Here is a 24344-nt window from a genome sequence, read left to right as displayed (position 1 = left end):
ACGGATAATAAAAAGTGTTTCCGTGGCATTATTTCGCATACGATTGAAACTGAAACAATATTGGCCTTGTTGAGACGCCTGCATTTCCGTACTTGGGCGGTCAAGCGCAAGTTCGGCATTTTTGACGGCACATTTCAGCACGAGATCGCGGAACTGGCCAAAACAGGTTCGATCGCTTCGGAAACATCCTTTTCGGGGTCGTCGAGTTCGATCCAAATGGTTTCAAAGAATTCGATCAGATTCCACTAACCGGTTCGTACGGCACAAGCGGGCACTCTGATTCCCGTCATGTGGGTAATGCCAGTGGCCCACGGCTTCGTCACTCTGGACCATGCCAGACTCCAAAGTCAGAAAGAAATACAATCCCCTCCGTACGGAAGAGTTTTGCCCTTCTAAGACGAATGTCGATTCACATGACAGAGCGCTCTCGCCGTCCGGAACTTGAACGTGAGGTGCCCTTTCACGTGATGACAATGCCGACCGGACCGGCGTGTAATCTCGAATGTGAGTACTGTTACTATCTGGATAAATCGGAGTTATATCCGGGAAGAGGAGACTTCCGCATGTCGGAGGACACGCTTGAGGAATTTATCAAACAGTACATCGAAGCACAGCCGGGCCCACAGATCACGTTCGCGTGGCAAGGTGGCGAACCTACACTTCGTGGAATAGAGTTCTATCGGAAGGCTGTCCGTCTCCAGCAGGAATATGCGCCAACTGATACACATATCGTCAATTCGATCCAGACGAACGGGTTCCGACTCGACGAAGAGTGGTGCGAGTTCTTCGCAGAGAACGACTTCTTTGTTGGAATTAGTATTGACGGTCCGCGCGAGCTCCACGATAGGTACCGTAAGACGCGAAACGACAAGCCAACCTTTGACGAAGTGATGAACGGCCTGTCCCTTCTCCAGAAGTATGACATCGAGTATAACGTTCTCTGCTCTCTCAACGACTACAACAGCCAGTATCCATTACGGATTTATGAGTTTTTCAAAGAACAAGGAGTCGAATGGATACAGTTCATCCCCTTGGTCGAGTTTCCCTCTGATTCGGAAATAGGTACGGGCAGCTCGGATTCGTCTACCCTCAGGACAGATTTGGACAAATCCGACCGTCCGGTGTACCCATGGGTGCGAGAGCGAGCGGATCTACCCGAGGATGTTGACGATGGGTATCAGGATGTGCTGGACGCTGCTAAGGATGCATCGACGACTGCGTGGAGTGTTGATCCGGCTGTATATAGTACATTTTTGCGAACGATTTTTGAAGAGTGGATCCGGAACGATATCGGAAACATATCAATTCAACTTTTCGACCAGTGTCTTGAGATAACGCTAACCGGTGAAGCCAGTCTCTGTGTACACAATGAGACCTGTGGTGATCAAGTGGCCATGGAACACAATGGCGACGTATACGCCTGTGATCATTTTGTTGATCCTGGATTCAAACGTGGAAATATCCATCAGACACACCTAACGGAGATGCTTGACAGCGAGGAGCAGCGTAAGTTCGGCGAATATAAGCGCAGAGGATTGCCGGCACGCTGTCAGGAATGTCCCGTACTGGAGTTCTGTCACGGTGGATGCCCGAAGAATCGGCATATCACGACACCTGCCGGAGACTTCGGACTGAATTATCTGTGCGCTGGGTATCGCTCATTTTTCAGGTATGTACAACCGTATCTCGAGATAATCGAACGGACAATCCAAGAGAACAAGCCATTACCATTGGTAATGGATGAAGTAACTGTTCGTGATAACCACCTATCCAGTTGAGGTATTGTTCACTGTGGACTAAATGGTGTATTGATCGTCGAAGCTGTCGGTTTGATAGCTGTTGCGTTCGCTACCAATATGCGGATCCACAAGTATAGACGCTAGTTAGTTGTCAACACCGAGCGTTAATTCTATTTCATCTTTTGCTTCTCGTAACAACTGGAGGATGTCCTCTTTGCGATTGTCTATTTTTGATTTCGGACCTGCTACACTAATTGCTCCTTCTACACTGTTTTCTAATATTATTGGCACAGCAATTCCTTTCCACCCCTGAAAGTCCTCTTCGTCGTTGATTGCATACCCCTTCTCTCTGACTCTATTCAGATCAGATTGTAGATTCTGCGGATCAGTTATCGTTTTATCAGTAAATTCAGGATAGTCTAAGTCATTGATTATCTCATTTTGCCTATCATTCGGAAGATATGCAAGAATTGCCTTTCCCAGAGCAGCTGAATGAAAATCCGTCCTTTTTCCATCGTAGTCTCCCACAATTGAATTTCTTCCAACATAAGCAATCCCAATATGAACAATTTTCATTCTGTCTTCGATACCAAGATAGACAGGTAGATCAATTTCAAGAGAAATATCGTCCATTAGGGGTTTAGCTGCCATATAAAGATCGTTCTCATGTTTGATTTCCCCCCCATATTCGAGAATTTTATAACCCAGCTCGTATCCCTTATCAGTTTTTCTCAAAATATTATTTGAATGGAGTGTATTTAGATAATAATGAGTAGTACTCACCGATATATTAATATCATCTGCAATTGATGTTAATGTGGCATTATCATTATCACTTATGTATTGGATGATTTCGATAGCGTTTTCTACACTTTGGATCGTTTTTGTATCTTCCATAGTAAGAAAAGCGGATTGTAGTTCTTATGCGTTTGCCCCAACAATAGAGTTGTGTTTAGTTCAGTGAGTTCTACCATGGAGACTCTGGAGCTAATTTTCGAACTTTTTCAGTCACACCGCTGCAGAAACAGCTGATGATTGACTCAGATCCTTCGCGTTCGCATGGAACCAGCATATCTGAACACCTATGAAAGCAAACTACCACAATAATCTACGCTGAAGAAAATAATTCTTGTGTCTAGTTACCAAGACTTTATATCTGAATTCAAGAAAATCACTCACAGAGACGGTAATACCTGTCAATCCAGCCGATAGGCGGTAGACCTCTTCTTTGAGATAGTTGGTGCTCACCGACGCATCTCTCTGCCGCTGAGGTCCGCCGAGCGAGCGGACCTCAGCTACTCATCCCCGGTGGGTCGTACGCTTCTTTCTTCCTGAGCATATGGAAGATTGACACCAGCAATTTGCGTGCTGTTGCAACAATCGCTATATTGTGGTTCTTTTGTCGTTTCAGCCGCGTATAGAATCGTTCCAAATATTCGTCGTGGCAGTTGTGGACTGCTACGTTCGCACACTGGACGAGAAACCACCGTAAATTACTGTTTCCGTGTTTCGAAATCCCACCTTCAGTCCGCGAACTCCCAGGACTCGCGGACGATAGGATCCAATCCGGCATAACTCACGACTCCACCTGCCTCATTGAACCGATCAATCTCGCCGATCTCTGCGGTGATCCATAGCGACGAATAGAAACTTATGCCTCGGATCGTCATCAACAGCTGCGTCTCTAGAGGAGACGCAGCGAATTCTTCAATCATATCTTTGATTGCCTCAATCTGCGCGGTGAGTTCGTCGATTATCGATAGATACGACTTTAGAAACGTCTCACTCACGCGATCGAGAGCGAAGTCCTCGCCAGCGAGGACCTCGCGTCCTTTGGCACTGAAGACGTTCTTATCGAGAGAGATTCTGTGCTTGTTCAGCAATGTGTGAACTTCGTTCTTGAACTCGGTGCGCTTCTCAACAAGTCGTTTGCTGGCGCGCACGAGTGAGCGTCGCTTGCAGATTTCGTCCGGTGGAACGTAGCTGTCGGCGATCATCTCGGCTCGACGAAGCTGCGCGAGCAGCTTCGCATTGAGCCGGTTGTTTTTGATCTCAGCGATCCTGATGGCCTTGGTTTGGTTGCGATCAGCCACCGTGACGTCAAGGTGTTCGTCTAAAGTGTCGTAGATCGTGTAGTAGTTGCCGGTAGCTTCGATCGCAGGGTCTGCTCCGGCGTATTCCTGTCCGAAGTCGTCGAGGTTCGCGTTCTGGACGCGAACCTCGCGAACGATTTCGCCATCCTCGTCTAAGACGGCAACCTGCGACTCACGTTCATGGGCGTCAATGCCGAGTGTGTACATGGTTGCCTCCGGGTTGGCTGTCTGGAGGGAGCCACACCTATGCGGGCTTGCCGCCCGACTGCGGCGGCAGTCGGGCGGCCTCCCATGATGCTACTTCCTAGGCATGCGGGCCGATCACTACCACGCGCTTTTCGCTCCGTTCAGATAGCGGCCTCGTGCCACCCTAGCTTACTCCAGGCGTATAGGGACTTAGCAGGCTTTCATCGAAACCCTACCCATGTATCCCGCAGCGGACTCACTTCGTTATCGTATCCTGAGAGGAAAGACGGCGAGCCATACGCAATTACACTTCACTTGGGTGGGACGGGGCGGTGGGTGATCTACCATGATCTTCTCAAAGCGAAACGTCCCGTGACTTTGGGCAAAGCTCACGTGTGGACGTCCGTTCCTGTAGAGCGACAGCGAATCACTCACCGCTTACAGTAATACCCGGCCGCGTGCCGATCGGTACCGTCGATATGTCACGCCTAACTTCTTAACTATCCGTCAGTTCTTACCTTCAATCGCGTTTGTCGTTACAGGCCCTGTGAACGCTTTTGTCTCTTCGTCCCAGAAGGACGGATACTCTGGTTTGAGCCGCTCTACTTCGCCCTTGTACAGCGTCTCATACTCTGCTTAAAGATACGTTTCCAACTCCTCGTAGCGGACCTCCTTGTACAACTCCTTAACGCGCTCGTCATCACAAGCGCGTGGACGCAAACGTTTGGGATGAGGGGCCGGTACTTTTGTCGGGGTGGGGAGAACGATGAGACATGACACGGACGGCGATCAACCTATATACCGTGCGGGCGGCCGAGCGACCGATGCGAGAGATTCTCGACACCGTGGCTGCAGCGGGCTACGACGTTGTGAAACTGGCGGGCGGCATCGCGGGCCTCGACGTACCTGCGGTCGACCTGCTTGGCAACCACGACCTCGCGGCGGCCGCCGCCCACGTCGGCGTCGAGGGACTGGAGGACGACCTCGACGCGGAGCACTTAGAGAGCAGCGACGCCGTCAAAGCCACCGTCGGGCGGCTCAACGTCCCGGGGAGCGGCTGGACGAGCGCGGGTTCGACCTGCACTACCACAACCACGACCACGAGTTCGTCCCAGTTGACGAGACCACCGGGTTCGAGGTGTTCGCCGACGGCTCGACGGTCGGCTTGGAGATCGACGTGGGGTGGGTCACGACCGCTGGCCACGACCCCCTGGAACTGCTGGAGCGCTACGGCGACCGGGTGAAACTGGTCCACATGAAGGACATGGCCGACGGGGAGTTTTGCGAACTCGGAGAGGGCGACGTAGACGTGCAGGGCTGTGCCGACGCCGCGCGCGAGGCGGACGTCTTGTGGTTCGTCTACGAACACGACGACCCCGAGGAACTGATGGCCTGCCTAGAGCGAGGCGCCGACGTTCTGGAGTCGCTATAACGGGAAGTCGCCGGCGCGTTTGACCGTCCGTATCTGGCGGTCACTGCGCCCGAGGTCGCGGTACAGCGCCGCCAGTTCGACGGGGTCGACGTACAGGAACGGGCCGCTCTCGACGGCCATGTGCACGAGCGGGTCGGTGCCGCCTGCGTCCCGTGTCGTCCGGGTTCGGCGCTCCCAGTCGGCCAGGCGGTCGCGCATTTCACCGGCCACGCGGGGCCGGTCGGCGAGCATGTTCTCGGTCATGTGCGGGTCGACCTCGAGATCGTGGAGGAGTTCCAGCCCGGCAGCGGGGCCGTCGGCGCTGTCGTCGTTGAACAGGCCCGGGTGGGAGAACACGCCGGGGTGGTAGATACGGATGTACACCCACTCGTCGGCGTAGACGGCACGACTGAAGGTGTAGATGCCGTGGCCACAAACCAGCGCCTCGCGGCCGGCGAAAGACTCGCCGTCGATGGCGGGTGTCAGCGAGCGGGCATCCCACCCATCGGGGACAGGCACGTCGAACCAGTCACACAGCGTCGCCGCGAGGTCGAACTGGTAGACCTGCGCGTCCACGGCGCGGCCCCCGCTTGTGACCGTGGGGCCGGAGATGACAAACGGGACGCGCTGGGTCGGCGGGTGGGCCAGCGCGTGTTCGGCGTAGATGCCGTGTTCGCCGAGCGCGTCGCCATGGTCGGCCGTGACGACGACGGTCGTGTCCTCGCGCACTCCAGCGGCGGCCAGCGCGTCGAGCAGGCGGTTGACCTCGCGGTCGGTCTTGCGGACGGCGCCGTCGTAGCCGTCGACGAGGTGCGCGACGTCGTCGGTGGAGTCGAAGCGGTCCGGTATCGACCAGTCGTCGTACTGGCGCTCGTAGGCGGGGTCGCCGTAGGCGCCGGGTGTCGGCCAGAGGTCCGCGCTGCGGGGGCCGGTCATGCCCTGCTGAGCGGCCAACGCCTCGGCGTCCGGCCACGCCGGCGACCACCCCGCACGTCGTACCCGTTCAACGTCTTCGGCGACGTCCTCGTAGGGGTGGTGAACGTCCCAGTACTGGACGTGTAACAGCCAGTCCTCGTCGGTGGCGTGGCGGTCAAGCCACGCCACCGCGCGGGCGGTTACGTCCGCGGCGTGTTCGTCTTCGGTCCGGGGCGTCGGCTGGATGGCGTCGGTGAACGACCCGCTGAAGTGGTACGCGCTGTGGTGGTCGCCGAAACTGCTTACCGTCGCCGTGTGGACGCCGTGGCGCGAGAGGTAACGGGGGACGAGCGGGCGGGCGGTCGCGGCGTCGTGGCCGCCCGCCGGCTGGTCGTACCACTGGCCGTCGCCGAAGTGGGTGACGACCCCGGTGCGCGCGCCGAAGCGTCCGGAGACGAGCGCCGTCCGCGAGGGCAGACACGGCGTATCTGAGGCGTAACACGACGTGAAACGGACACCCTCGGCGGCCAGCGCGTCGATAGTTGGGGACGTCGGACGGTCGTAGCCGTGACAGCCCAGGTGGTCCGGCCGCAGCGAGTCGACGTCGACGACAAGGACGCGCATCAGTTCCCCCCGGGGTCGACGGCCGAGAGCGCGGTCCCGAGGTCGATGTCGACCTCGGAGGGGGTGGCGTTGGCCATTGGACTGCCCGTCTCGCCGGGATGGATATCGAACAGCGGCCGGAGGAGCGCGAACGGGGCAGAGGCGCTCCAGGCCTGCGGTTCGCAGGCCGAGGGATAGGAATACGGCGGGCGGTCGTCGTCGAACCCGCAGAACAACTCCGGCACGCGCTGGTAGTCGAACGACCGACAGGCGTCGAGGACGTCCGTGGCGATGCGTTCGGCGGCCGCCGACCGGCCGTACGCGTCTACCCCGAGCGCGATGAGCGCGTTGTCGTGGGGCCAGACGCTCCCGACGTGGTAGGAGACGGGGCTGTACCCGCTGTTGTCGCTGCTCATCGTGCGCACCCCCCACCCGGAGTACAGGCCGTCGCCCAGCAGGGTGTCGACGATGGTATCTGCGCGTTCCTCGGGGACAATACCAGACCAGAGGGCGTGGCCCATGTTCGAGCTTTTCGAGGCGACGAGCCGGCCGTCGCCGGTCTTCGCCGTCGCATAGTACCTCCGTTGGGGGAGCCAGAACTTCTCGTCGAAGGCGGCCGCGAGCGCGTCGGCCCGGCGGTCGTACTCGCGGGCGTCCGCTTCAAAGTCGCGCTCGCGGGCCAGCGACGCCATCCGGCGGAGGGCGTCGTAGGCGTAGCCCTGCACCTCGACGCTGGCCAGGGGCGGTTCGGCCGCCTCGCCGTCGGCGAACTGGATCGAGCCCTCGGTGTCGCGCCAGGCCTTGTGCTCGAGGCCGTCGGCCGTCGAAGCTCCGTAGTAGAGGAACGGGTCGTCCCCGATGTCGTCGACGGCGCGCTCGATCCACGAGGCGGCGGCCTGTGCCGACTTCCAAAGGTCGTCGACCAGCGCGTCTTCGCCCGTCCACCGCCGCGTCTCGTCCAGCAGGATCAGCCACAGTGGCGTCGCGTCGACAGTCCCGTAGTAGGGGGTGTGGGGGATGCGGCCGCGCCGGGCGAGTTCGCCCCGCCTGATCTCGTGGAAGATCTTCCCAGGTCGTTCCTCGCGGTAGTCGTCGACCTCCTTGCCCTGGTACGCGGCGAGGTACCGGAGCGTTCCCTCGGCCAGCGTCGGCGCCACGTGGAGCACGTTATACGCCGTAAGCAGGGCGTCGCGGCCGAACACCGTCGCGAACCACGGGACGCCGGCGACCGCGACGGGGCCGTATTCGGTCTCCGTGACCAGGGCCTGCAGGTCCTGCCAGGACTGTTCGAACAACGAGGCGTAGCGACTGTCGGAGTGCTCGATTGCCGGCGTACCACCCGGCGGTTCCCACCCGGCCGCCGCGACGGCACGCGAGATGGCCTCGGCCGTCGATCCGCTGCCGACGGTAGCCGCCACCGTCACCTCGGTCGAGGTCTGCGGTGCCAGTTCGAACTCGTAGGTCCCGCCGTCGGTCGACAGCGTCGACGGAACGGGATCGAAGCCCGCGAGGAGCGTCGGCCCGTCGCCGTCAGAGCCGGGTTCGTCATAGCGGAATCGAACGCCGCCGTCGACGACCGCGTTGTCAACCTCGCGTTCGATGTCCGAGCGCAGCCCACGGATCTCGAAGAGGTCGCTGAAGTCGCTCGCGACGTCAATCGACAGCGTCAGTGTCCTCGTCTCCGGGACGTGGTTCGTCAGCGCGAGCGTCTCGACCAGCCCCTGGCCCTCGGCGACCACCTGGTCGCGGGTCAGGGTGATGGTGGTGTGTTTCTGCTCTTCGGAGTTGTCGATCTCGTTGACGGCCGAGGAGACGTCCGCACAGGTGAGGACGCGCCGCCAGGGCGCGACGAGATCGCTCCCGACCGGCGTCAGCGACGTCCCCTCGACCGACACCGACAGTTCCGAGAGGTACCGCGTGTCGCGGTGGTACAGTCCGCCCGCAGCCGCGGTCTTGAAGCGCTCGTCGGTCACGAAGAACGTATCGCCATCCACGAGGACGCGCTCAGTCATCGCTGGGGCGTGTTCCCTCCGCGATCCGTGTTCGGTCAGTTCGTGCACTCTGGTCGATTCGCTCGTCCGTGGCCGGGTCGAAGGCGTGGACTTGCTCGGGGTCGAATCCGACGCTGACGGTCTCGCCGGCCGCGAAGGGTTCGTCGGAGTCGACCCGCGCGATCAGTTCCGTGTCCTCGCCGACGTCGAAGAAGAGGTACTTGCTCGCGCCGTGGAACTCCGTGAACGCGATCTCTAGCGTCGCCCAGCCGCCGCCTGACCGGTCGTCCCGGTCGACGAGCACGTGTTCCGGGCGACACCCGAGCACGATCGGATCCGAGCGATCGAGGTCGATCGGCACGGCGAGGCCCGGGCCGGACTCCTCTAGCAAGTGGGCCCCGTCGGCGTCGACGGTCGCGTCGAAGAGGTTCATGTTGGGGCTGCCGATGAACTTCGCGACGAAGAGGTTCGCAGGCTCGTAGAACACCTCTTCCGGCGGCCCGAGTTGCTGGAGTTCGCCGTCGTTCATGACGGCGATTCGGTCGCCCATCGTCATCGCCTCACTCTGGTTGTGTGTGACGTGGACAGTTGTGATGCCCAGTTGCTTCTGGAGGCGGACGATTTCGGTCTCCATTTGGTCGCGGAGGTTGGCGTCCAAATTCGCCAGCGGTTCGTCCAGCATGAACGCCGCCGGGTTCGTCACGATGGCGCGACCCAGCGAGACGCGCTGTTTCTGCCCGCCGCTGAGTTCGCTGATGTCGCGGTCGAGGAGTTCGCTGATGTCGAGCATCTCGGCGATGTCGGCGACGCGCTGGTCGATCTCTTCGGCGTCGAGATCGCCCTGCATTCGCAGGTTGAAGGACATGTTCTCCTCGACGCTCATGTGGGGAAAAAGCGCGAAGTTCTGGAAGACGAGAGCGATGTCCCGCTTACGGGCGGGGATACCCGTCACGTCGTTGCCGTCGACGGAGATCGTCCCCTCTGTCGGGAGCTCGAGGCCCGTGATGGTCCGGAGCAGCGTGGTCTTTCCACAGCCACTCGGTCCCACGAGAACGAGCAACTCGCCGTCCTCGATGGTCAGATCGACGTTCTCGACCGCCGTTACGTCACCGAATCGTTTCGTTACGTTTTCGAGGTCGATGGTACTCATATCGTGATCACCCTTTGTACTCCGCGCCGGTCAGACCGGCCACGAACTGCTTCTGGAAGACTACGAACAGGATCAACACCGGCAACATCGCGATCAGCGTCGCGGCCCCGAGCAGTCCCCACTCCACGACCCCGCGCCGGGAGATGAACTTGTAGAGTGCGACCGGAAGGACCCATTTCGACTTGCTCGAGGTAAAGGTTAGCGGAATGATGAACTTGTTCCACGCGCCGACGAAGGAGTAGATGGCGACGGCGCCCAGCGCCGGTTTCGCCAGCGGCGTGATGATGCGGAACGCCTGGAACCGGGAGGCGCCGCCGACGCGGGCGGCTTCCTCCAGCCCGTCGGGGACCGTATCGAAGTACCCCTTCATCAGCCAAGTCGCGACGGGGATGGTGTTCGCCGCCGAGACCAGCGTGATGACGATCAGTGTATCGAGCAGCCCGACGATGGCGAAGATGCGGTACAGCGGGATGATCATCGCCAGGAACGGGATCATCTGGACGAATAGGATCGACACCATCAGGACGCGCTTGTGCTTCATCTCGTACCGGGAGAAGGCATAGCCCGCCGGCGTCGCGATGGCAAGCACTATGATCACAGCGCCGACGGCCACGAGTAGTGAGTTCACCAAGAAGGTGCCGACGAACTCGGTGTTCACGATGATGTGGTTCAGGTTCTCGAAGGTGATCGTCGACGGGACGAGCTCCGGCGGGAAGCCGACGGAGTTGGGCGGCTTGAACGCCGCGGAGAACAGCCAGTACAGCGGGACGATGAAGAACACGGACATTGACACCAGGCTGAAGATCACCACCGCCCTGATCAGCGCCTCCTCGGGGTAGATCTTGGCGAACCGCGCCGCGTTATGCAGGTAGTACCGCGCTTTGATGAATCGTTGTTTCATGCTCATGGTTAGATCGCTTGATCGACCCCCCCGAACACCCGCAGGTAGAAGGCGACGGTCAGCAGGTTAAAGAGGAAGAGCAACACCGCCAGCGCGCTCGCCTTGCCGAAGTTCCCGAGGCTGAACGCCGTCTGGTACATGTGCAAGGCGAGCACGTTGGTCGCGTCCAGCGGGCCCCCGCCGGTCATCACGAGGATCATCCCGAATACGTTGAAGGTAAACAGCGTCACCAGGATGAGGTTCATCAGGATGAACGGGCGCAACAGCGGTAGCGTGACGTTGCGGACCGTCTGGAGCCGAGAGGCCCCGCCGACTCTGGCGGCCTCGTAGAACGACTCCTGGATGCTCTGGAGGCCACTGGTCTGGAAGATCATCGAGAACGGCGTACCGCGCCAGATGTTCATGATGATCAGGCCGACGATGGCCCACTGGACGCTCGTCAGCCAGGGCGGCGGATTCGCCCACCCGAGCGCCCGCAGGAACTGGTTGACCAGGCCGACTCGCGGGTTCAACAGGAACTGCCAGGAGTAGCCGACGATGACGGCCGTCGTCGCCCAGGGAAGGATGTAGGTCGCACGGAAGAACCGCGCGAGGCGATCGTCCAGCCAGCCGCGGTCGAGGAGGACGGCGAGGGTCACGCCGATGCCGACCTGCCCGACGACGCTCGCGCTGACGAAGACGACGCTGTTTTTCATCACCTTGTAGAAGAAGCTGTTCATGAGGATTTCGACGTAGTTCTGGAAACCGACGAACACCTGGTTGTCGAGGTTGGAGATCGGGACGTCGTAGAGGCTGAGCTTGAACGCCCACACCGCGGGGTACAGCATCAGCCCGACGACGATGATGAACACCGGCGCGATCATGATGTACGGCAGCTTCTGATCGACCCGGTCGTACAACCGCTCGAGACGCGAGAGCTCCGTCTGGGTTTCCCGTCTCGCCTCAAACCCGTCCAGGTACGACGGCTCGGAGTCCGACATGGCTAGACGTGGTCGGGGACGGGCTTACAGCTCCCCCGCGAGCTCGTCTGCCGCGCTCTGCAGTGCCTCTCGGGGTTCGGCCCGATCGTAGGCGACTTCCTGGAGGGATGTCGTGAGGATCTCGTCGACGGCCGACCAGTTGTTCACCGGTCGCGTCCCACCGTACTCGAGCATCTCCTTGATCGTGTCTGACCAGAGGATGTTGCTCCAGACCTCGGAGGCGTCTAGCAGGGCCTTCCGCGTCGGGATGCGTCCCGTCTCGCGGGCGATCTTCCGGTTGAACTCTTGGCCGCTGATGCGGCCCATGAAGTCCTTCACGATGTCGGGTCGGTCGGTCGTGTTGAACGCGGACCAGGCGAACCCCCCCATCATCGTCGCGGGCGATCCCGAGGAGGGGTGTGGCGAGATGCTGAAGCCGTATTTCTGTTTGATCTCTTCATTACTCATCCCTTTCTGTCGGGCAAAGAAGTCCATCCAGGAGCCGTAGACGGGTGCGATCGAGTACGTCCCGTTGAGGAACTCCTGGGGGTAGTTGCCCCCTCCGGTGATCGGGCTGGAGGGGCCGATCTTCTCTTCGTTGTATATTTTGTCGATAAACTCCGCGCCTTTCACGCCCGCGTCGCTCGTGAACGCCGGTTCGGAGCCGCCCGATTTGAGGAACTGACCGCCGGCGGAAAACAGCGGGACGCTGTAGATCCCCGCGGCGACGATGATGCCGGTGCCGTACCGGTTCGGCGGATCGTGCAGCTGGGCGGCGACGTCGTAGAACTCCGACCACGTTTCCGGGCCGGTGTTCGGATCGAGGCCCGCGGACTCGAACTGGTCTTTGTTCCAGTACATTCCGCGAACGTCGGTCGTGATCGGGAACCCGACGATGTTCTCCTCCTGAACGACGGCCTCTTTGAAGCCCGCGAAGTAGTCGTCGAAGTTGATCTGTTCCTGGATGTCGTTGAACGTCATCAGCTTGCCGCTATTGTAGAACGACCCGAGCCAGATCTGGTCAATCGCCGCGACGTCTGGCGCGTTGCCGCCGCCGACGCGAGTGAGCAGCTGTTTCTTATAGTTTCCGTAAGGGACTTCCCGGAAGTTGAGGCTGATCTCGGCGTCGTACTTGGAGTTCAGCTCCTCGATGACCGGCATGAACATCTCCTTGGTCCGGTCGCCGTCGACGTCGATGTACTCCAGAGTGAACGTCTTCGAGGTCTGGTTCCCGGTGGTCGTGCCACCGTTGCCATTGCCGCCGTTCCCGTTGCCGCCACCGTTCGTCGTCGTGCTGTCGCCGCCACTACAGCCGGCCAACAGCCCCGCGACGCCCGTCACGCCTGCCGCCTTGACGAACCGCCGCCGGTTCACGAGCGAATCTGTGTGCTGGTCTGAATCGACCATGATTGATGACTATGTAGAGCACCACTTAAAACTCCGGTCTAACCACTATCTCCAGTGGTTGCAATATACCCAACATCTAAGGTATGCCGCGACGTTGGAACGTTTCGATGCCAACGTATGACAACTCACCAGCGCTCGACCAGACGGGCGCGACGACGGTTCTCCGCCCCGTCGGCGACGACGAGGGGTACTGGACGGGCGCGCCCTGCGTCCTCCAGTACGACGGCCGCCGGTTACTCGGTGTGCGCGAGCGGACGCCCGACGAGCGCGGGCGCGCAGTCCACCTGTACCACCACGACGAGGACCTGCAGCGACTGACGACCGTCACGGCCGACGACCTCGGCGTCGTGAGCGTCGAGCGGCCGTCGCTAGTGACCGACCCCAAAAGCGGCCGACTGGTCGCGTTCCTGCCCGTCGACCATGGCTCGAACCAGTGGACTATCCGGCGACTCGACGCCGTCGACGACCCCGCGGACCTTGATCCAACGACGGCACGGGAAGTGCTCGCGCCGCAGGCGGGCGCGACTGACTCGGTCACGGTCAAAGACCCTTACGTGGTGACGGTCGGCGGGCGCTATCACATGTTCTACGCCGGCCACGACGGAAACTCCGAGCAGGCCCACCTCGCGACGAGCGTCGACGGCAAGCACTTCGAACGGTACGGGGACAACCCCGTGCTGGGTCGCCAGTACTGGCACGACCATCACACGCGTCTCTCCTGTGTCTTGCCCGCACCCGACGCGCCCGCCTGGTGGGTGTTTTACGAGGCCAGCGCCACCACCGACTACGGCAAGACCTGGAACCTTCGGACGGCTCTCGCGACAAGTCCGGACCTTCGGACTGTGGTCGACACCTCGCCGCAGGGGCCGCGCTACGGATCGCCGGTCGCGGGCACGGCCACGGGCGTCGAGACGTTCGCCACGTTGCGCTACCTCGACATCCTCGAGGGGCCGGACGGCTACGAGGCCTACTACGAAGTCGCGCGCGAAGACGGCGCGTTCGAACTCCGTCATACCGACCTGATCTATGAGTGAGCAAAGCGCTATCGAAATCCTGCAGGACCTCGGCCTCACCGAGTACCAGTCGCGGGCGTACCTCGCCGCAGTGAAGCTCGGGAGAGGGCGGCCGGCAGACCTCGCCGAGGAGTCGGGCGTGCCCCAAGCGCGCATCTACGACGTCATCGACGATCTGCAGGACGCCGACCTCATCGAAGTGTACGATAAGCCCGAGGGCAAGGAGGTGACTGCGCCTTCACCGCAGTCGGTCCTCGACCAGTTCCGCCACCGGCGCATCGACGAACTCAAGGAGAACATCTCGGAGGCTATCACCAACCTTGAACCGTTCTACCACCGGACCGAAGAGAACCCAGACGCCTACGTGACGATGGTCGGCCGCGAGGAGTCGGCGCTGCGACACATCCGGCGGGCCATCCAGCAGGCGGAGTGGTGGGTCACCATCTCCATCGAGGGTCGCATCTATTCCGACCTCGCCGAGTACATCGCCGACGCCATCGACCGCGGGGTCACGGTGCGGTTGCTCCTCAGCGAGAAAGACCCCGCTCTCGAGGCGTTCGACTGCCCAGACAGCCTGCGCGTCCGCTATCGCCAAACCGCCGATACGTTCATCGCGGCCGACCGCGAGTACGGCGTCTTCAGCAGCAAGCACCCTGCCCGCTCGGGCCAGCCGTACATCATCACCCAGGAGCGCAACATGGTCTTGCTCTTGCAGAACTACAGCGAACAGATCTGGTCGACCTCGGAGATCGTCCGGTCGGCCGACGAGGTGGCCGGGCGCTATCTGGACCCTTGGCGCGTGATAAACGACATCAAGCGCATCCTCGATCCGGAGGCCGAACTGTATGCGACGGTCCGAGGTACCGACACCGAGACCCACCGCCAGGGCACCTGGGAGGGCGAAATCGTCGACTACGTGCTGTCCGGCCCGGTCGAGGCCGACTACACCATCGCATCTCCTGTCGAGGCCGAGCTCGTCCTCGACACGGACAGAGAAACCCTCACCGTAGGCGGCTGGAAGGCGACCATCGAGGACATCGCCGCCGACGGCATCGAGATCATCCAGCTCTAAGTATGCACGTTGGCGTCTGCCACTTCCCAGAGCACTGGGACGAATCGACACACGACCCCGCTATCGAGCGGATGGCCGAAGCCGGCATCGAATACGACCGGATAGGTGAGTTCGCCTGAGGCGCATTCGAACCCGAGCGCGGTAGCTTCGCGTTCGAGTGGCTCGACGACGTCTTCGAATCTATCGCCGAGCGCGACATGCAGGGGGTGCTGTGTACGCCCACGGCCGCGCTGACGAAGTAGCTCTACGAGAAACGCCCCTCGATCCACCGTGAGAGCATCGACAGGACGGTCCAGGGCTTCGGTAGTCGTCGAGCGTACTGTTTCAACAGCCCTGCCTACTACAAGGAGCCGATCGTATCGTCGACGTGCTGGCCGAGCGCTACGCCGACCACGAGGGGGTCGCCGGCTGGCAGATCGACAACGAGTACAGCTGTCACGGGACCATCCGCTGTTACTGTGACGACTGCGCCGACGCATTCCGAGCGTGCCCCCCGAGCACTACGAGGACGTCAAGGCGCTCAACAAGACCTGGGGGACGGCCTTCTGGAGCCAGCAGTACAGGTCGCTTTCGGACGTCGATCTCCCGGAGCCGACGCCCTCGGGACACCTCCCGTCGCTCCTGCTAGAATACTACCGCTTCGCCAGCGACAGCGCCGTCACCTACAACGAGCGTCAGGCGGCGCGCCTGCGCGAGGCGAACGATGAGTGGTTCCTGACGCACAACGTCATCGGCGGGTTCGAAACGCTGGACGTCCACGTGCTGGGTGACACCGTCGACTTCCCCGCGTGGGACTCCTACCCGACGAGATTCGTCCAGACCCGCTCGGACGAGTCGCCCACCCGTGACGAACTGTGGGCGGGCGACCCAGACGAACTCGCGCTGTACCACGCTATCTGCCGCGGCGCGGCCGAGGGGGCGTTCTGGAGGATGGAGCAACAGCTGAGCGACATCAACTGGCCGCCGGCCAGCCCCCAGCCCGTCGAGGGCACAATGCGGCTGTGGACGCTGCAGGCGAACGGCCACGGCACCGAGGCGGTCGTGTACTTCAGCTGGCGGACCTGCTCGCAGGGTCAGGAGCAGTACCACAGCGGCTTACTCGGCCACGTCGGCCGAATCGACCGGGGCTACCGCGACGCCGACGCCGCCGCCGGCAACCTTGACGCGCTGGCGGCCCCGGCCCAGCCGGATGCCGACGTGGCCGTACTGCTGGACTACGAGAGTCTGTGGGCGCTGAGCGAATAGCCCCACTCGCCGGAGTTCGACTACTGGGTGCATCTCCAGACGTACTTCGACATCCTGCGCGCACGCGGCGTCCCCGTCGATGTGGCTCACCCCGACGACGACCTCGGTGCATACGACTCCGTCGTCGCGCCGACGCTGTACCTCGTCGACGATGGATGGGTGGCCCGCCTCGAATCGTACGTCCGCGACGGCGGCCACCTGCTTGTGTCCATCCGCATGGGCTGCAAGGACAGGTACGACCGCGTCTATGAGACGCCTCGACCCGGCCCGATGCGCTCGCTCGTGGGCGCGACTGTCGAGGAGCACGAGACTGTCACAGACGCGCTCGACACCTTCGTCTCCTACGAGGGCAACCACTACAACTACCGGACGTGGGGCGAGTGGCTCACACCGAATCGGCCCGAATCCTGGGCGAGAATCGGAGCGGAGTCAGTGGGGGCGAGGCGGAAATCACGACCAACGATGTCGGCGAGTGGACGGTGACGTACGTCGACGTCTGGCCGGAGGGCCAGTTGGCCGACGCCCTCTGTACTGACCTGCTGGACGCGGTGGGCGTCGACTACCGCGCGGAACCGCTACCCGACGGCGTGCGCCTCACCCAGCCCGGGCAGTACTGTTTCTGCGTGAACTTCACGTCCGACCGGGTTCACGTCGACGGTGGCGAACCCATTATCGGGACGACGCCCGTCGGGGCTTACGACGTCCTCGTCACCGAGAGCGACGCTTCCTCGCTCGAGATTCTCCTTGAAGGAGACAGTACTCAGTAGTGCTGGTGCGGCTGGCGGCGGATCGTCGGGCGTTCGTCCTCGACGGCCTCGATGCGGTCGGTTAGTCGTTCCCGGAGGTGGTCGGCCACCTCACGGTAGTCGTCGTGGCCGACGAGATTCACCTGCTCGTAGGGGTCGGCCTGCAGGTCGTAGAGGTAGCGCTCGCGGTAGGTATCGTTGGCGGGCACGTCGGTCCCCTCGGAGTCGGGGTCGTAGACGCCGTACTTCCAGCGGTCGGTCCGCAGTGCCCGCCCGAGAGAGGACTCGCTGACCTGGACGAACACCTCCTCGCGCCAGTCATCGACGCCAGACACGAGGGGGTGGAGGTCGCGCCCGGCCATCTGGTCCGGCACGTCGATGCCCGCCGCCGACAGCAGCGTCGGTGGCCAATCGAGCAGGCTCACCAGTTCCGAGACGCGGCCCCCATCGCGAAAGCCCGGGCCAGTGGCGACTGCGGGCACGCGGATAGCGGCCTCGTGGCAGCTGCGCTTGTATTCCTCGTTGCGCGTCCGGAAGTGCGAGCCGTGATCGGACGTGAAGACGACGACCGTCTCGTCGGCGACGCCCTCGGCTTCGAGCGTGGCGAGCAGGTCGCCGAGACACTCGTCGATGCGCCTGCAGATACCGTAGTAGTCGGGCAGTGACTCGTACCAGTCGCCGGGAACACCCTCCAGGTCGGGCGGGACCCATGGGTTCGCGTACCGCTCAGCGTAGCCTTCCGGCGCGACGTACGCCTCCATGTCGTTCTGGTGGTGGGGTTCGAGATAGGAGAGGAAGCAGAAGAACGGCGCCTCGCGATCGCGGCGAATGAACGACCGAGCGTACTCGGTCATGGCGTCGACGCGGTAGCTCTCGAACGAGCGTCGCTCGCCCTCGTCGTCGTAGACGTAGCCCTCGTCGGGGTGTGAGGTGAACTCCAGGACGTCGGCCGCCCGCCAGTAGTCGTAGCCGCCACGGCGGTCGGGCGGCGTCGGGTCGGTGCCCGCCGTCGAGAGGTGCCACTTGCCGACGTAGCCGGTGTCGTAGCCCGCCCGTGAGAACGCCCGGCCGAGCAAGCGCTCGTCGTCGGGAAGCGCGATGTCGTTTTTCCAGACGCTGTGGTCGGTGGCGTACTGCCCCGTCTGGAGCGATGCGCGCGCGGGAGCGCACAACGGCTGTGGCGAGAACGTCCGGTCGAAGGCCGTTCCCGCCGCGGCCATCTCGTCGAGGTTCGGCGTGAGGTCCATCGGGGTGTGGGGACCGACGGTGTCCCAGCGCTGCTGGTCGGTCAAGACGAACAGAACGTTAGGGCGGTCAGGGGCCATCGCCTCGAAAACTCGGCGAGCAGGGGGATATACCTTGTCCCACGGTAGCGAGTGGACCTCGAACCCAGACGACCGGTCGGAGCGGGCGCGATGCGCCGGCTCTGCCCGTGGATGGCGGCGGACGACCACGCGTCGGCGTGGAGGAACCCTTAGGGAGGCGGCCGTCGTAGTGTGGTATACGACCGGCGGCACCTGCCGTCGGAGCCCGACCCATGCCATCGAAACGTCCGAACGTCTTGTGGATCTGTACCGACCAGCACCGTTACGACGCGCTGGGCGCCGCCGGCAACGACGTCGTGGAGACGCCGACGCTGGACGCCCTCGCGAACTCCGGGGTCCGCTTCGACCGGGCGTACTGCCAGTCACCGGTATGTACGCCCAGTCGGGCGAGCATGCTGACCGGGCGCTACCCCCGGACGACGCGCTGTCGGCAGAACGGCCAGCCCATCCCGCGGCGCGAGCGGCTCGTGACGACCCACCTCGCCGAAGCGGGGTATCGGTGTGCGCTGGCCGGGAAGTTCCATCTCTCGCCGACCAATCCCGACGACGCGACCGACGCGACGGCCCGAGAGCCGGTCCGTCCGGTTGACGACGGGTACGGGACGGCCCACTGGTCGGCGAGCCCCGGCGATGACGCTCCCGAGAACGAGTACCGACAGTGGCTCCGCGGGCAGGGCGAGCGCTTCGACCCGTCCCCCTACGAGGGGTCGCCCTACGTCGAGACGTCCCAGCCGACAGAGCGCCACCATACGACGTGGTGTACCGACCGCGCCATCGAGTACGTGCGGACGGCCGCCGATACCGACGACCCGTGGCTGTGCTCGCTCAACTACTTCGACCCACATCACCCGTTCGATCCGCCGCGGGCCTCCCTCGAACGGTACCTCGACCGGGAGATCGAGACACCGAACTTCGACCCTGGCGAACTCGACGGCAAACCCGCCGTCCAGCGAGAGGCGGCCACCTCGGGCCGGCTAGAAGGTGCGAATCTGACCGACGACGAGCACCGACTCGTGCGGGCGGCCTACTACGCGATGATCGACCACGTCGACGACAACGTGGCGCGTCTGCTCAACGCGCTGGCGGAGACGGGCCAGCGTGAGGACACGTTCGTTGTGTTCTGTGCCGACCACGGCGAGATGCTCGGCGACCACGGCATCTACAAGAAAGGGCCGTACTTCTACGAGCCCACCGTTCGGGTGCCGCTGGTGGTCTCTTGGCCCGGGCAGGTCCGGGAGGGCCGCGTGGTAGACGACCTCGTGGAGTTGACCGACCTCGCGCCGACGATTCTGGACGCCGCCGGCCAGGAACACCCACCCGGGATGCAGGGACGGTCGCTTTGGCCGCTACTGACGGGTGGAGACACGGAACGCGAGCGCCCCCACCGCGAATCCGCTTACTGCGAGTTCTACAACGCCTCCAAGCGCCACACCGATCCGCCGGCGTACGCGACGATGCTGCGGACCGAGCGCTACAAACTGGTCCGCCACCACGGGCCCGAAGACGGGGAGTTGTACGACCTCGAACGCGACCCCGAGGAACGGGTCAATCGATGGGGGGACCCGGACTACACCAGTGTGCAGCAGGAACTGGTGACGCGGCTCACCGACAGGATGGCGCGGACGGTCGACCCGCTCCCGGAGCGCCGGGGACATTGGTGAACGAGATCTGGAGAGGGGGGATACGGGCGGAGCGTTGGGGTCACGCTCGCTCGGAGTCGAGAGTGAGCGACTCGACGGTGACGACACACAGCCCCTCGGAGAGGTTGACTGCGTGGCGGATTCCAATTATCGCATGATTTGGCCAGAACCGGCTCTGAATAAGTCATATTCTTCCGAGAACATTTCTGTGAAAATAGTATCTGATGGGGTGTTTACTATAATTTTATACCTTGTTGTACGTTCAAAACTAATTCGCCGGACTGCACAGCCGGGCCTGAATCTGACTCAGCAGTGATGAACCCGACCCAGATGTCATATTCGATCTGATATATTCGGCTGAGTAAGCCGGTAATCTAGCCCGATTAATAAGGAGTCAGTCACGAATGAGAGCCGCCTGAGAGCGATGTCTCTCAGGCGGCGGCATCTGCGCGGTTGCCCGTGACGCTCAGATGAGTTGGCTTGAAGAGCGTATCAGTTCTAGTTTGTCATGGTTTTGCGGTCAGTGACGCTGCAACCAGCTCGAACGCTGAGAGAACGACGTGTTTCTCGACGTTTTTCACCTTGCGTGCGCCTGATCAAGACCGGTGAACGACTTCAGCCGAGAGAACACCCGCTCGACACCTTCGCGTAGGTTTCGATGAATTTACTATTTGATCGCCTGGAAAATGTAGGGCTCCTCAACGCTGTCGACCTCAACACCGTACTCCGAGAGTTGCTCTTGGGGAGTCGCTCCAACGCCTCATACAGGCTGTCGATCTTGTAGGATTGCATGTCGTCGCCGACGAATTCGTCCGAGACGACGACCGACCGTGCGAGTTCGAGATTGGTAGCATCGGTCGCAACAACGCCTCGCATGAGTCGTTGGAGTCGTTTTCCGCTGGACGGCACGTTGATGGCACAACTGTGGAATGTGGAGTAGTTCGAACATGGTGCGGACGACAGCGTGGTAGTCGCGGTCGTTTGTGTACCATGAGAACGTAGAGGCAACATCTTCTCCATGTCAGCGTCTGTGCCGGTTGTTTCTTCGAGTTCGGCCACCGAATCTGAAGGATCGATCCCTTCACGCGCAGCGACTTTGACGTCGTTGTCGAAGTCGTGTTTCTTGGTGTGTTTGCCAATGTTGAACTCGTCAGCGACGGACTCGCTGGCAAATTCGTCGAGCAGCGAATACACTGGCGCTGGCTGTGGACTGGTCAAGATTGAAGTTTTCGACGTGCGTTTTACCCGATGAGGACCTGACTGGTTCCTTTGAGCACCGAGTCATTAGATCGTCATAACCGGCTTCGCGCCGGTTTTAAGTACTGGAAACGCGACAGTGTTGAACTGTTCCGGAGTCGTTATCGACGGTCCGTGGGCCCTCCCGCAACGCGGCCCGTCAAATATAACAGTATGCGCTCGAGACGACGTTACGGTGTTTGTGCGTGAGAAAGTCCTGCCGTCCCTGAGACGGAATTCAGGGAATCGCCCTCATATCGGCCGTCTCGTCGATTCGAGATGTGAAAGGTTGTGACGAACTACGGAAGACGCCGAAGAGTGCCGCCCTCGGTGTCCCATCGTCGAGGATTCGTCGCGACGAAATACTGCTGACTCAGCCGAACACCCGGACGCCGTCCAGACATGCTCCAATCGGATGATAGCCCGGTTCGACCGCCACGCCCTCGCGCGTCGGCACGGCCTCGTTGTCCGCAGTGACTATCGTGTACCAGTTGCGCGAGTCCGGGTGGACCATATTTGGTTTGGCGTACGACCAGAAGCGGTCGTACCACTTTCGATAGGACGCTTCGTCGGTCTGCTCGAACAGCACGGCTGCGGCGTCAACGGCCTCGGCCACCTCCCAGGAGTACTTCTCGGTCACGAGCGGTTCGTGACTCCGGTCGAACGAGTGGTAGAATCCGCCGCGGTCGTCATCCCAGCCGTGTTCGAGTGCCGCGTCGAACAACTCCTCAGCCCGGGGGACGAGCCAGTCGGCGTGACGCGCGAGCACGCCCAGTAGTTTCGCCCACTCGACTTGGTGGCCAGACTGGTATCCCCACGGCCGGAAGGTGTGGCAAGGCTGGTCACGGTTGTACGCGAAGTTGTTCTCCCAGTCGGCCGTGTAGTGCTTTCAGACGAGACCGTCGGTGTCCGCTGTGAGGTCCACCGTCAGTGACCGTGCGATGGTCAGCGCGCGGTAGAGATAGCGCTCGGTATCGGAGGCCTCGTACGCGGCGATTATCGCCTCGAACATGTGTATGTTCGCGTTCTGTCCGCGGTAGTCATCGGCCGTTTTCCAGTCGTCGTCGTACTCGCTCTTGCAGAGGCCGTGTTCGGGTTCCCAGAACCGCTCGTCCAGCAGGTCGTACAGCTGCGCTGTCGTCCTTGATGTCGGCGATGCCGGCCTTCAGGATTCGCGTGAGCGCGAGAAACGTGAATGCGTGACCGTAGCAGACTCGTCGGGAGTCGACGGGTTCGGTCCCCCCAGCAGCCAGTGATAGTCGCCGCGCTCGGCATCGCGCTGGTGTTTCTCCAGGAACGACAGAACGTGGGTCGCTGCCGACTCGTACTCGCCCGTACCCGCCAGTCGGTCGGCGACGGAGAAGTTCACCAGGAAGCGAGCCGAGACAACGAGGTGGCGCGACTTCCGGTCGTAGACCTCGCCCGTCTCCTCGTCGAGTTGAGCGATACAGCCTCCGAACTCCTCATCCATACATCTCGAGTGATAGAACGAGAGGACGCCCTCGATTTCGTTTTCGAGCCGGTCACGGTCTCAATACTTTGCGGTTCCCATACGCGCGGACTGTGTAGAAGGTATGACAAATATTTCGGCGTAACAGTACCTGAACGGAGCGGTCGCGCCGAGTCACTCGGGCGCAGGATCGACCACGCACCGGAACCCGATGTTAGTGGTCGAGCTGTCGGGGGTGTTCTTCGAGCGTGCAGCCACCCTGTAACGGTTACACCACGAGCGGTGACAGAGGTGAGAGCCGCCGCGCATCACGCGGCTCTGGCCGTCATCCGGCCCCGTCGGGTCCACCGGGTCGTAGGCGTCGGTCGTGTGGTAGTCCGCGCTGAACCAATCGGCACACCACTCCCAGACGTTGCCGGAGACGTTGTAGAGGCCGTAGTCGTTGGGTTCGTACTCGTTGACTGGGGCTGTCGCCTCGTAGCCGTCCTCGCCGGTGTTGTACTCGGGGAACTCGCCCTGCCAGATGTTACAGCGGTGCTCGCCGTCGGGGCGCAGGTTGTCACCCCAGGGGTAGTGCTTGCTTTCGAGGCCGCCGCGGGCAGCGTACTCCCACTCGGCCTCCGTCGGGAGGCGCTTGCCCGCCCACTCGGCGTAGGCCTGGGCGTCGTTCCAGGAGACGTGGGTCACGGGATGTTTGAGACGCTCGCGGTCCTCGAGCACGTTCGAACTCGGCCCGAAGGGGCGGAGCCAGTTGGCCCCCTCGACAACCACCCACCACGGTGTGTTCGAGACGCTGGCGGTGACGTGCCCCTGGTCGGCCTCGAGGACGAAGTCCTCGAAGACGAACGACCACCCGTAGCGTTCGGCTTCAGTAGTGTAACCGGTCTCGCGCACGAACGCCAGGAACTCGGCGTTGGTCACGGCGTACCTGTCGACATAGAACGGCGAGAGCGTTACCTCTCTGGCCGGCCCCTCCCCGTCCTCGGGGAAGCCCACGTCCGAGTCCGTTCCCATCGTGAACGTCCCGCCGTCAAGCCGAACCATCCCCGTCGTTCGGTCGTCCTCGCCATCGGCGGGGTTGGTCGACCTGTGGGTACTCGACGCCGCCTCGGGGTCCTGCTCGCGGGAGGGGCGCTCAACCCCCTCGCGAGCGGCCGTACAGCAGGCTGAGTCGTCTTCTGTCATGCTGGAGGTACTTTTCGCTCATTGCATTATAAAGGTTCTGTTGTGATATAATTGGAATCGGATAAGACGGCGGTGTT

General features: G+C 61.6%; 19 protein-coding genes and 5 pseudogenes. 12 read left to right on the top strand and 12 right to left on the bottom strand.

Annotated elements, in window-relative coordinates; genetic code table 11:
- Nucleotides 1–413: 413 nt before the first annotated feature.
- Nucleotides 414–1778 (top strand): anaerobic sulfatase maturase, encoded by a 1365-nt coding sequence (locus E3374_RS11350; RefSeq protein WP_169051838.1) that lies wholly within the window; start codon nt 414–416, stop codon nt 1776–1778.
- A gap of 105 nt (nt 1779–1883) precedes the next feature.
- On the opposite strand, the gene E3374_RS11345 is transcribed toward E3374_RS11350, so the two are convergent.
- Both E3374_RS11345 and E3374_RS11340 read right to left on the bottom strand, forming a co-directional pair.
- Nucleotides 1884–2636, bottom strand: a complete 753-nt coding sequence (locus tag E3374_RS11345) for an IclR family transcriptional regulator (RefSeq protein ID WP_136689187.1) — start codon at nt 2634–2636, stop codon at nt 1884–1886.
- A 394-nt stretch (nt 2637–3030) separates the two neighbouring features.
- Nucleotides 3031–4039 (bottom strand): annotated as a pseudogene (locus E3374_RS11340) (IS110 family transposase).
- A 752-nt stretch (nt 4040–4791) separates the two neighbouring features.
- Between E3374_RS11340 and E3374_RS11335 the strand changes: the two are divergent.
- On the top strand, nt 4792–5262 hold the full coding sequence (locus E3374_RS11335; RefSeq protein ID WP_248299467.1) for a hypothetical protein: 471 nt from the start codon (nt 4792–4794) through the stop codon (nt 5260–5262).
- Nucleotides 5263–5273: 11 nt separating this feature from the next.
- Nucleotides 5274–5450 (top strand): hypothetical protein, encoded by a 177-nt coding sequence (locus tag E3374_RS17700; RefSeq protein ID WP_248299466.1) that lies wholly within the window; start codon nt 5274–5276, stop codon nt 5448–5450.
- Here the strand turns inward: E3374_RS17700 and E3374_RS11330 are convergent.
- The 6 genes from E3374_RS11330 to E3374_RS11305 are packed head-to-tail and all read right to left on the bottom strand — an operon-like array spanning nt 5445 to nt 13355.
- Entirely contained in the window at nt 5445–6968 is a 1524-nt protein-coding gene (locus tag E3374_RS11330; RefSeq protein WP_136689186.1) for a sulfatase, read from the bottom strand. The genes E3374_RS17700 and E3374_RS11330 overlap by 6 nt on opposite strands.
- Nucleotides 6968–8959 (bottom strand): amylo-alpha-1,6-glucosidase, encoded by a 1992-nt coding sequence (locus E3374_RS11325; RefSeq protein ID WP_136689185.1) that lies wholly within the window; start codon nt 8957–8959, stop codon nt 6968–6970. The genes E3374_RS11330 and E3374_RS11325 overlap by 1 nt, the downstream gene beginning before the upstream one ends.
- A complete protein-coding gene (locus E3374_RS11320; protein WP_136689184.1) occupies nt 8952–10088 on the bottom strand; it encodes an ABC transporter ATP-binding protein in 1137 nt (378 codons plus the stop codon). Before E3374_RS11320 ends, E3374_RS11325 begins: the two co-directional genes overlap by 8 nt.
- A gap of 7 nt (nt 10089–10095) precedes the next feature.
- The gene (locus E3374_RS11315) at nt 10096–10995 is read right to left on the bottom strand and encodes a carbohydrate ABC transporter permease (RefSeq protein ID WP_136689183.1); all 900 of its coding nucleotides are present in this window, start codon (nt 10993–10995) and stop codon (nt 10096–10098) included.
- Nucleotides 10996–10997: 2 nt separating this feature from the next.
- Complete coding sequence (locus E3374_RS11310; protein WP_136689182.1) at nt 10998–11969, bottom strand: carbohydrate ABC transporter permease; 972 nt, start codon at nt 11967–11969, stop codon at nt 10998–11000.
- A gap of 24 nt (nt 11970–11993) precedes the next feature.
- Nucleotides 11994–13355, bottom strand: coding sequence for an ABC transporter substrate-binding protein (locus E3374_RS11305; RefSeq protein WP_136689210.1), 1362 nt, complete (start codon nt 13353–13355; stop codon nt 11994–11996).
- Nucleotides 13356–13462: 107 nt separating this feature from the next.
- Between E3374_RS11305 and E3374_RS11300 the strand changes: the two genes are divergently transcribed.
- The 8 genes and pseudogenes from E3374_RS11300 to E3374_RS17415 all read left to right on the top strand — a co-directional run bounded on the left by E3374_RS11300 (nt 13463) and on the right by E3374_RS17415 (nt 17452).
- Nucleotides 13463–14389: a glycoside hydrolase family protein gene (locus tag E3374_RS11300; RefSeq protein WP_169051837.1), complete on the top strand. Its 927-nt coding sequence runs from the start codon at nt 13463–13465 to the stop codon at nt 14387–14389.
- Nucleotides 14382–15440 (top strand): TrmB family transcriptional regulator, encoded by a 1059-nt coding sequence (locus E3374_RS11295; RefSeq protein ID WP_136689180.1) that lies wholly within the window; start codon nt 14382–14384, stop codon nt 15438–15440. The genes E3374_RS11300 and E3374_RS11295 overlap by 8 nt, the downstream gene beginning before the upstream one ends.
- Before the next feature lie 2 nt (nt 15441–15442).
- Nucleotides 15443–15559 carry a beta-galactosidase gene (locus E3374_RS17440; protein ID WP_211194957.1) on the top strand — a complete coding sequence of 39 codons (117 nt, stop codon included), beginning with the start codon at nt 15443–15445 and terminating at the stop codon, nt 15557–15559.
- Between the two features lie 18 nt (nt 15560–15577).
- Nucleotides 15578–15682 (top strand): annotated as a pseudogene (locus E3374_RS17885) (beta-galactosidase); the annotation flags it as partial.
- A 125-nt stretch (nt 15683–15807) separates the two neighbouring features.
- Nucleotides 15808–15867, top strand: a pseudogene (locus E3374_RS17880) (beta-galactosidase); the annotation flags it as partial.
- A 59-nt stretch (nt 15868–15926) separates the two neighbouring features.
- Nucleotides 15927–16685 (top strand): beta-galactosidase, encoded by a 759-nt coding sequence (locus E3374_RS17425; RefSeq protein WP_211194956.1) that lies wholly within the window; start codon nt 15927–15929, stop codon nt 16683–16685.
- A gap of 27 nt (nt 16686–16712) precedes the next feature.
- A complete protein-coding gene (locus E3374_RS17420) occupies nt 16713–17168 on the top strand; it encodes a beta-galactosidase trimerization domain-containing protein (protein WP_211194955.1) in 456 nt (151 codons plus the stop codon).
- Nucleotides 17165–17452, top strand: a complete 288-nt coding sequence (locus tag E3374_RS17415) for a hypothetical protein (RefSeq protein WP_211194954.1) — start codon at nt 17165–17167, stop codon at nt 17450–17452. Before E3374_RS17420 ends, E3374_RS17415 begins: the two co-directional genes overlap by 4 nt.
- Here the strand turns inward: E3374_RS17415 and E3374_RS11285 are convergent.
- Nucleotides 17446–18756 carry a sulfatase-like hydrolase/transferase gene (locus E3374_RS11285; RefSeq protein WP_136689179.1) on the bottom strand — a complete coding sequence of 437 codons (1311 nt, stop codon included), beginning with the start codon at nt 18754–18756 and terminating at the stop codon, nt 17446–17448. The genes E3374_RS17415 and E3374_RS11285 overlap by 7 nt on opposite strands.
- Before the next feature lie 212 nt (nt 18757–18968).
- On the opposite strand from E3374_RS11285, the gene E3374_RS11280 reads away from it, so the two are divergent.
- On the top strand, nt 18969–20417 hold the full coding sequence (locus tag E3374_RS11280; RefSeq protein ID WP_136689178.1) for a sulfatase family protein: 1449 nt from the start codon (nt 18969–18971) through the stop codon (nt 20415–20417).
- A gap of 747 nt (nt 20418–21164) precedes the next feature.
- On the opposite strand, the pseudogene E3374_RS17410 reads toward E3374_RS11280, so the two are convergent.
- The 3 genes and pseudogenes from E3374_RS17410 to E3374_RS11265 all read right to left on the bottom strand — a co-directional run.
- Nucleotides 21165–21590, bottom strand: a pseudogene (locus E3374_RS17410) (IS4 family transposase); the annotation flags it as partial.
- Nucleotides 21591–22005: 415 nt separating this feature from the next.
- Nucleotides 22006–23103, bottom strand: a pseudogene (locus E3374_RS11270) (AGE family epimerase/isomerase).
- Between the two features lie 153 nt (nt 23104–23256).
- On the bottom strand, nt 23257–24267 hold the full coding sequence (locus E3374_RS11265) for a formylglycine-generating enzyme family protein (protein WP_136689177.1): 1011 nt from the start codon (nt 24265–24267) through the stop codon (nt 23257–23259).
- Nucleotides 24268–24344: the final 77 nt, after the last annotated feature.

The organism is Halorhabdus amylolytica (assembly GCF_004944975.1).
GTDB lineage: Archaea > Halobacteriota > Halobacteria > Halobacteriales > Haloarculaceae > Halorhabdus > Halorhabdus amylolytica.
The sequence above is the reverse complement of the archived record's forward strand: the minus strand, read 5'-3'. Positions and strand labels throughout refer to the sequence as shown.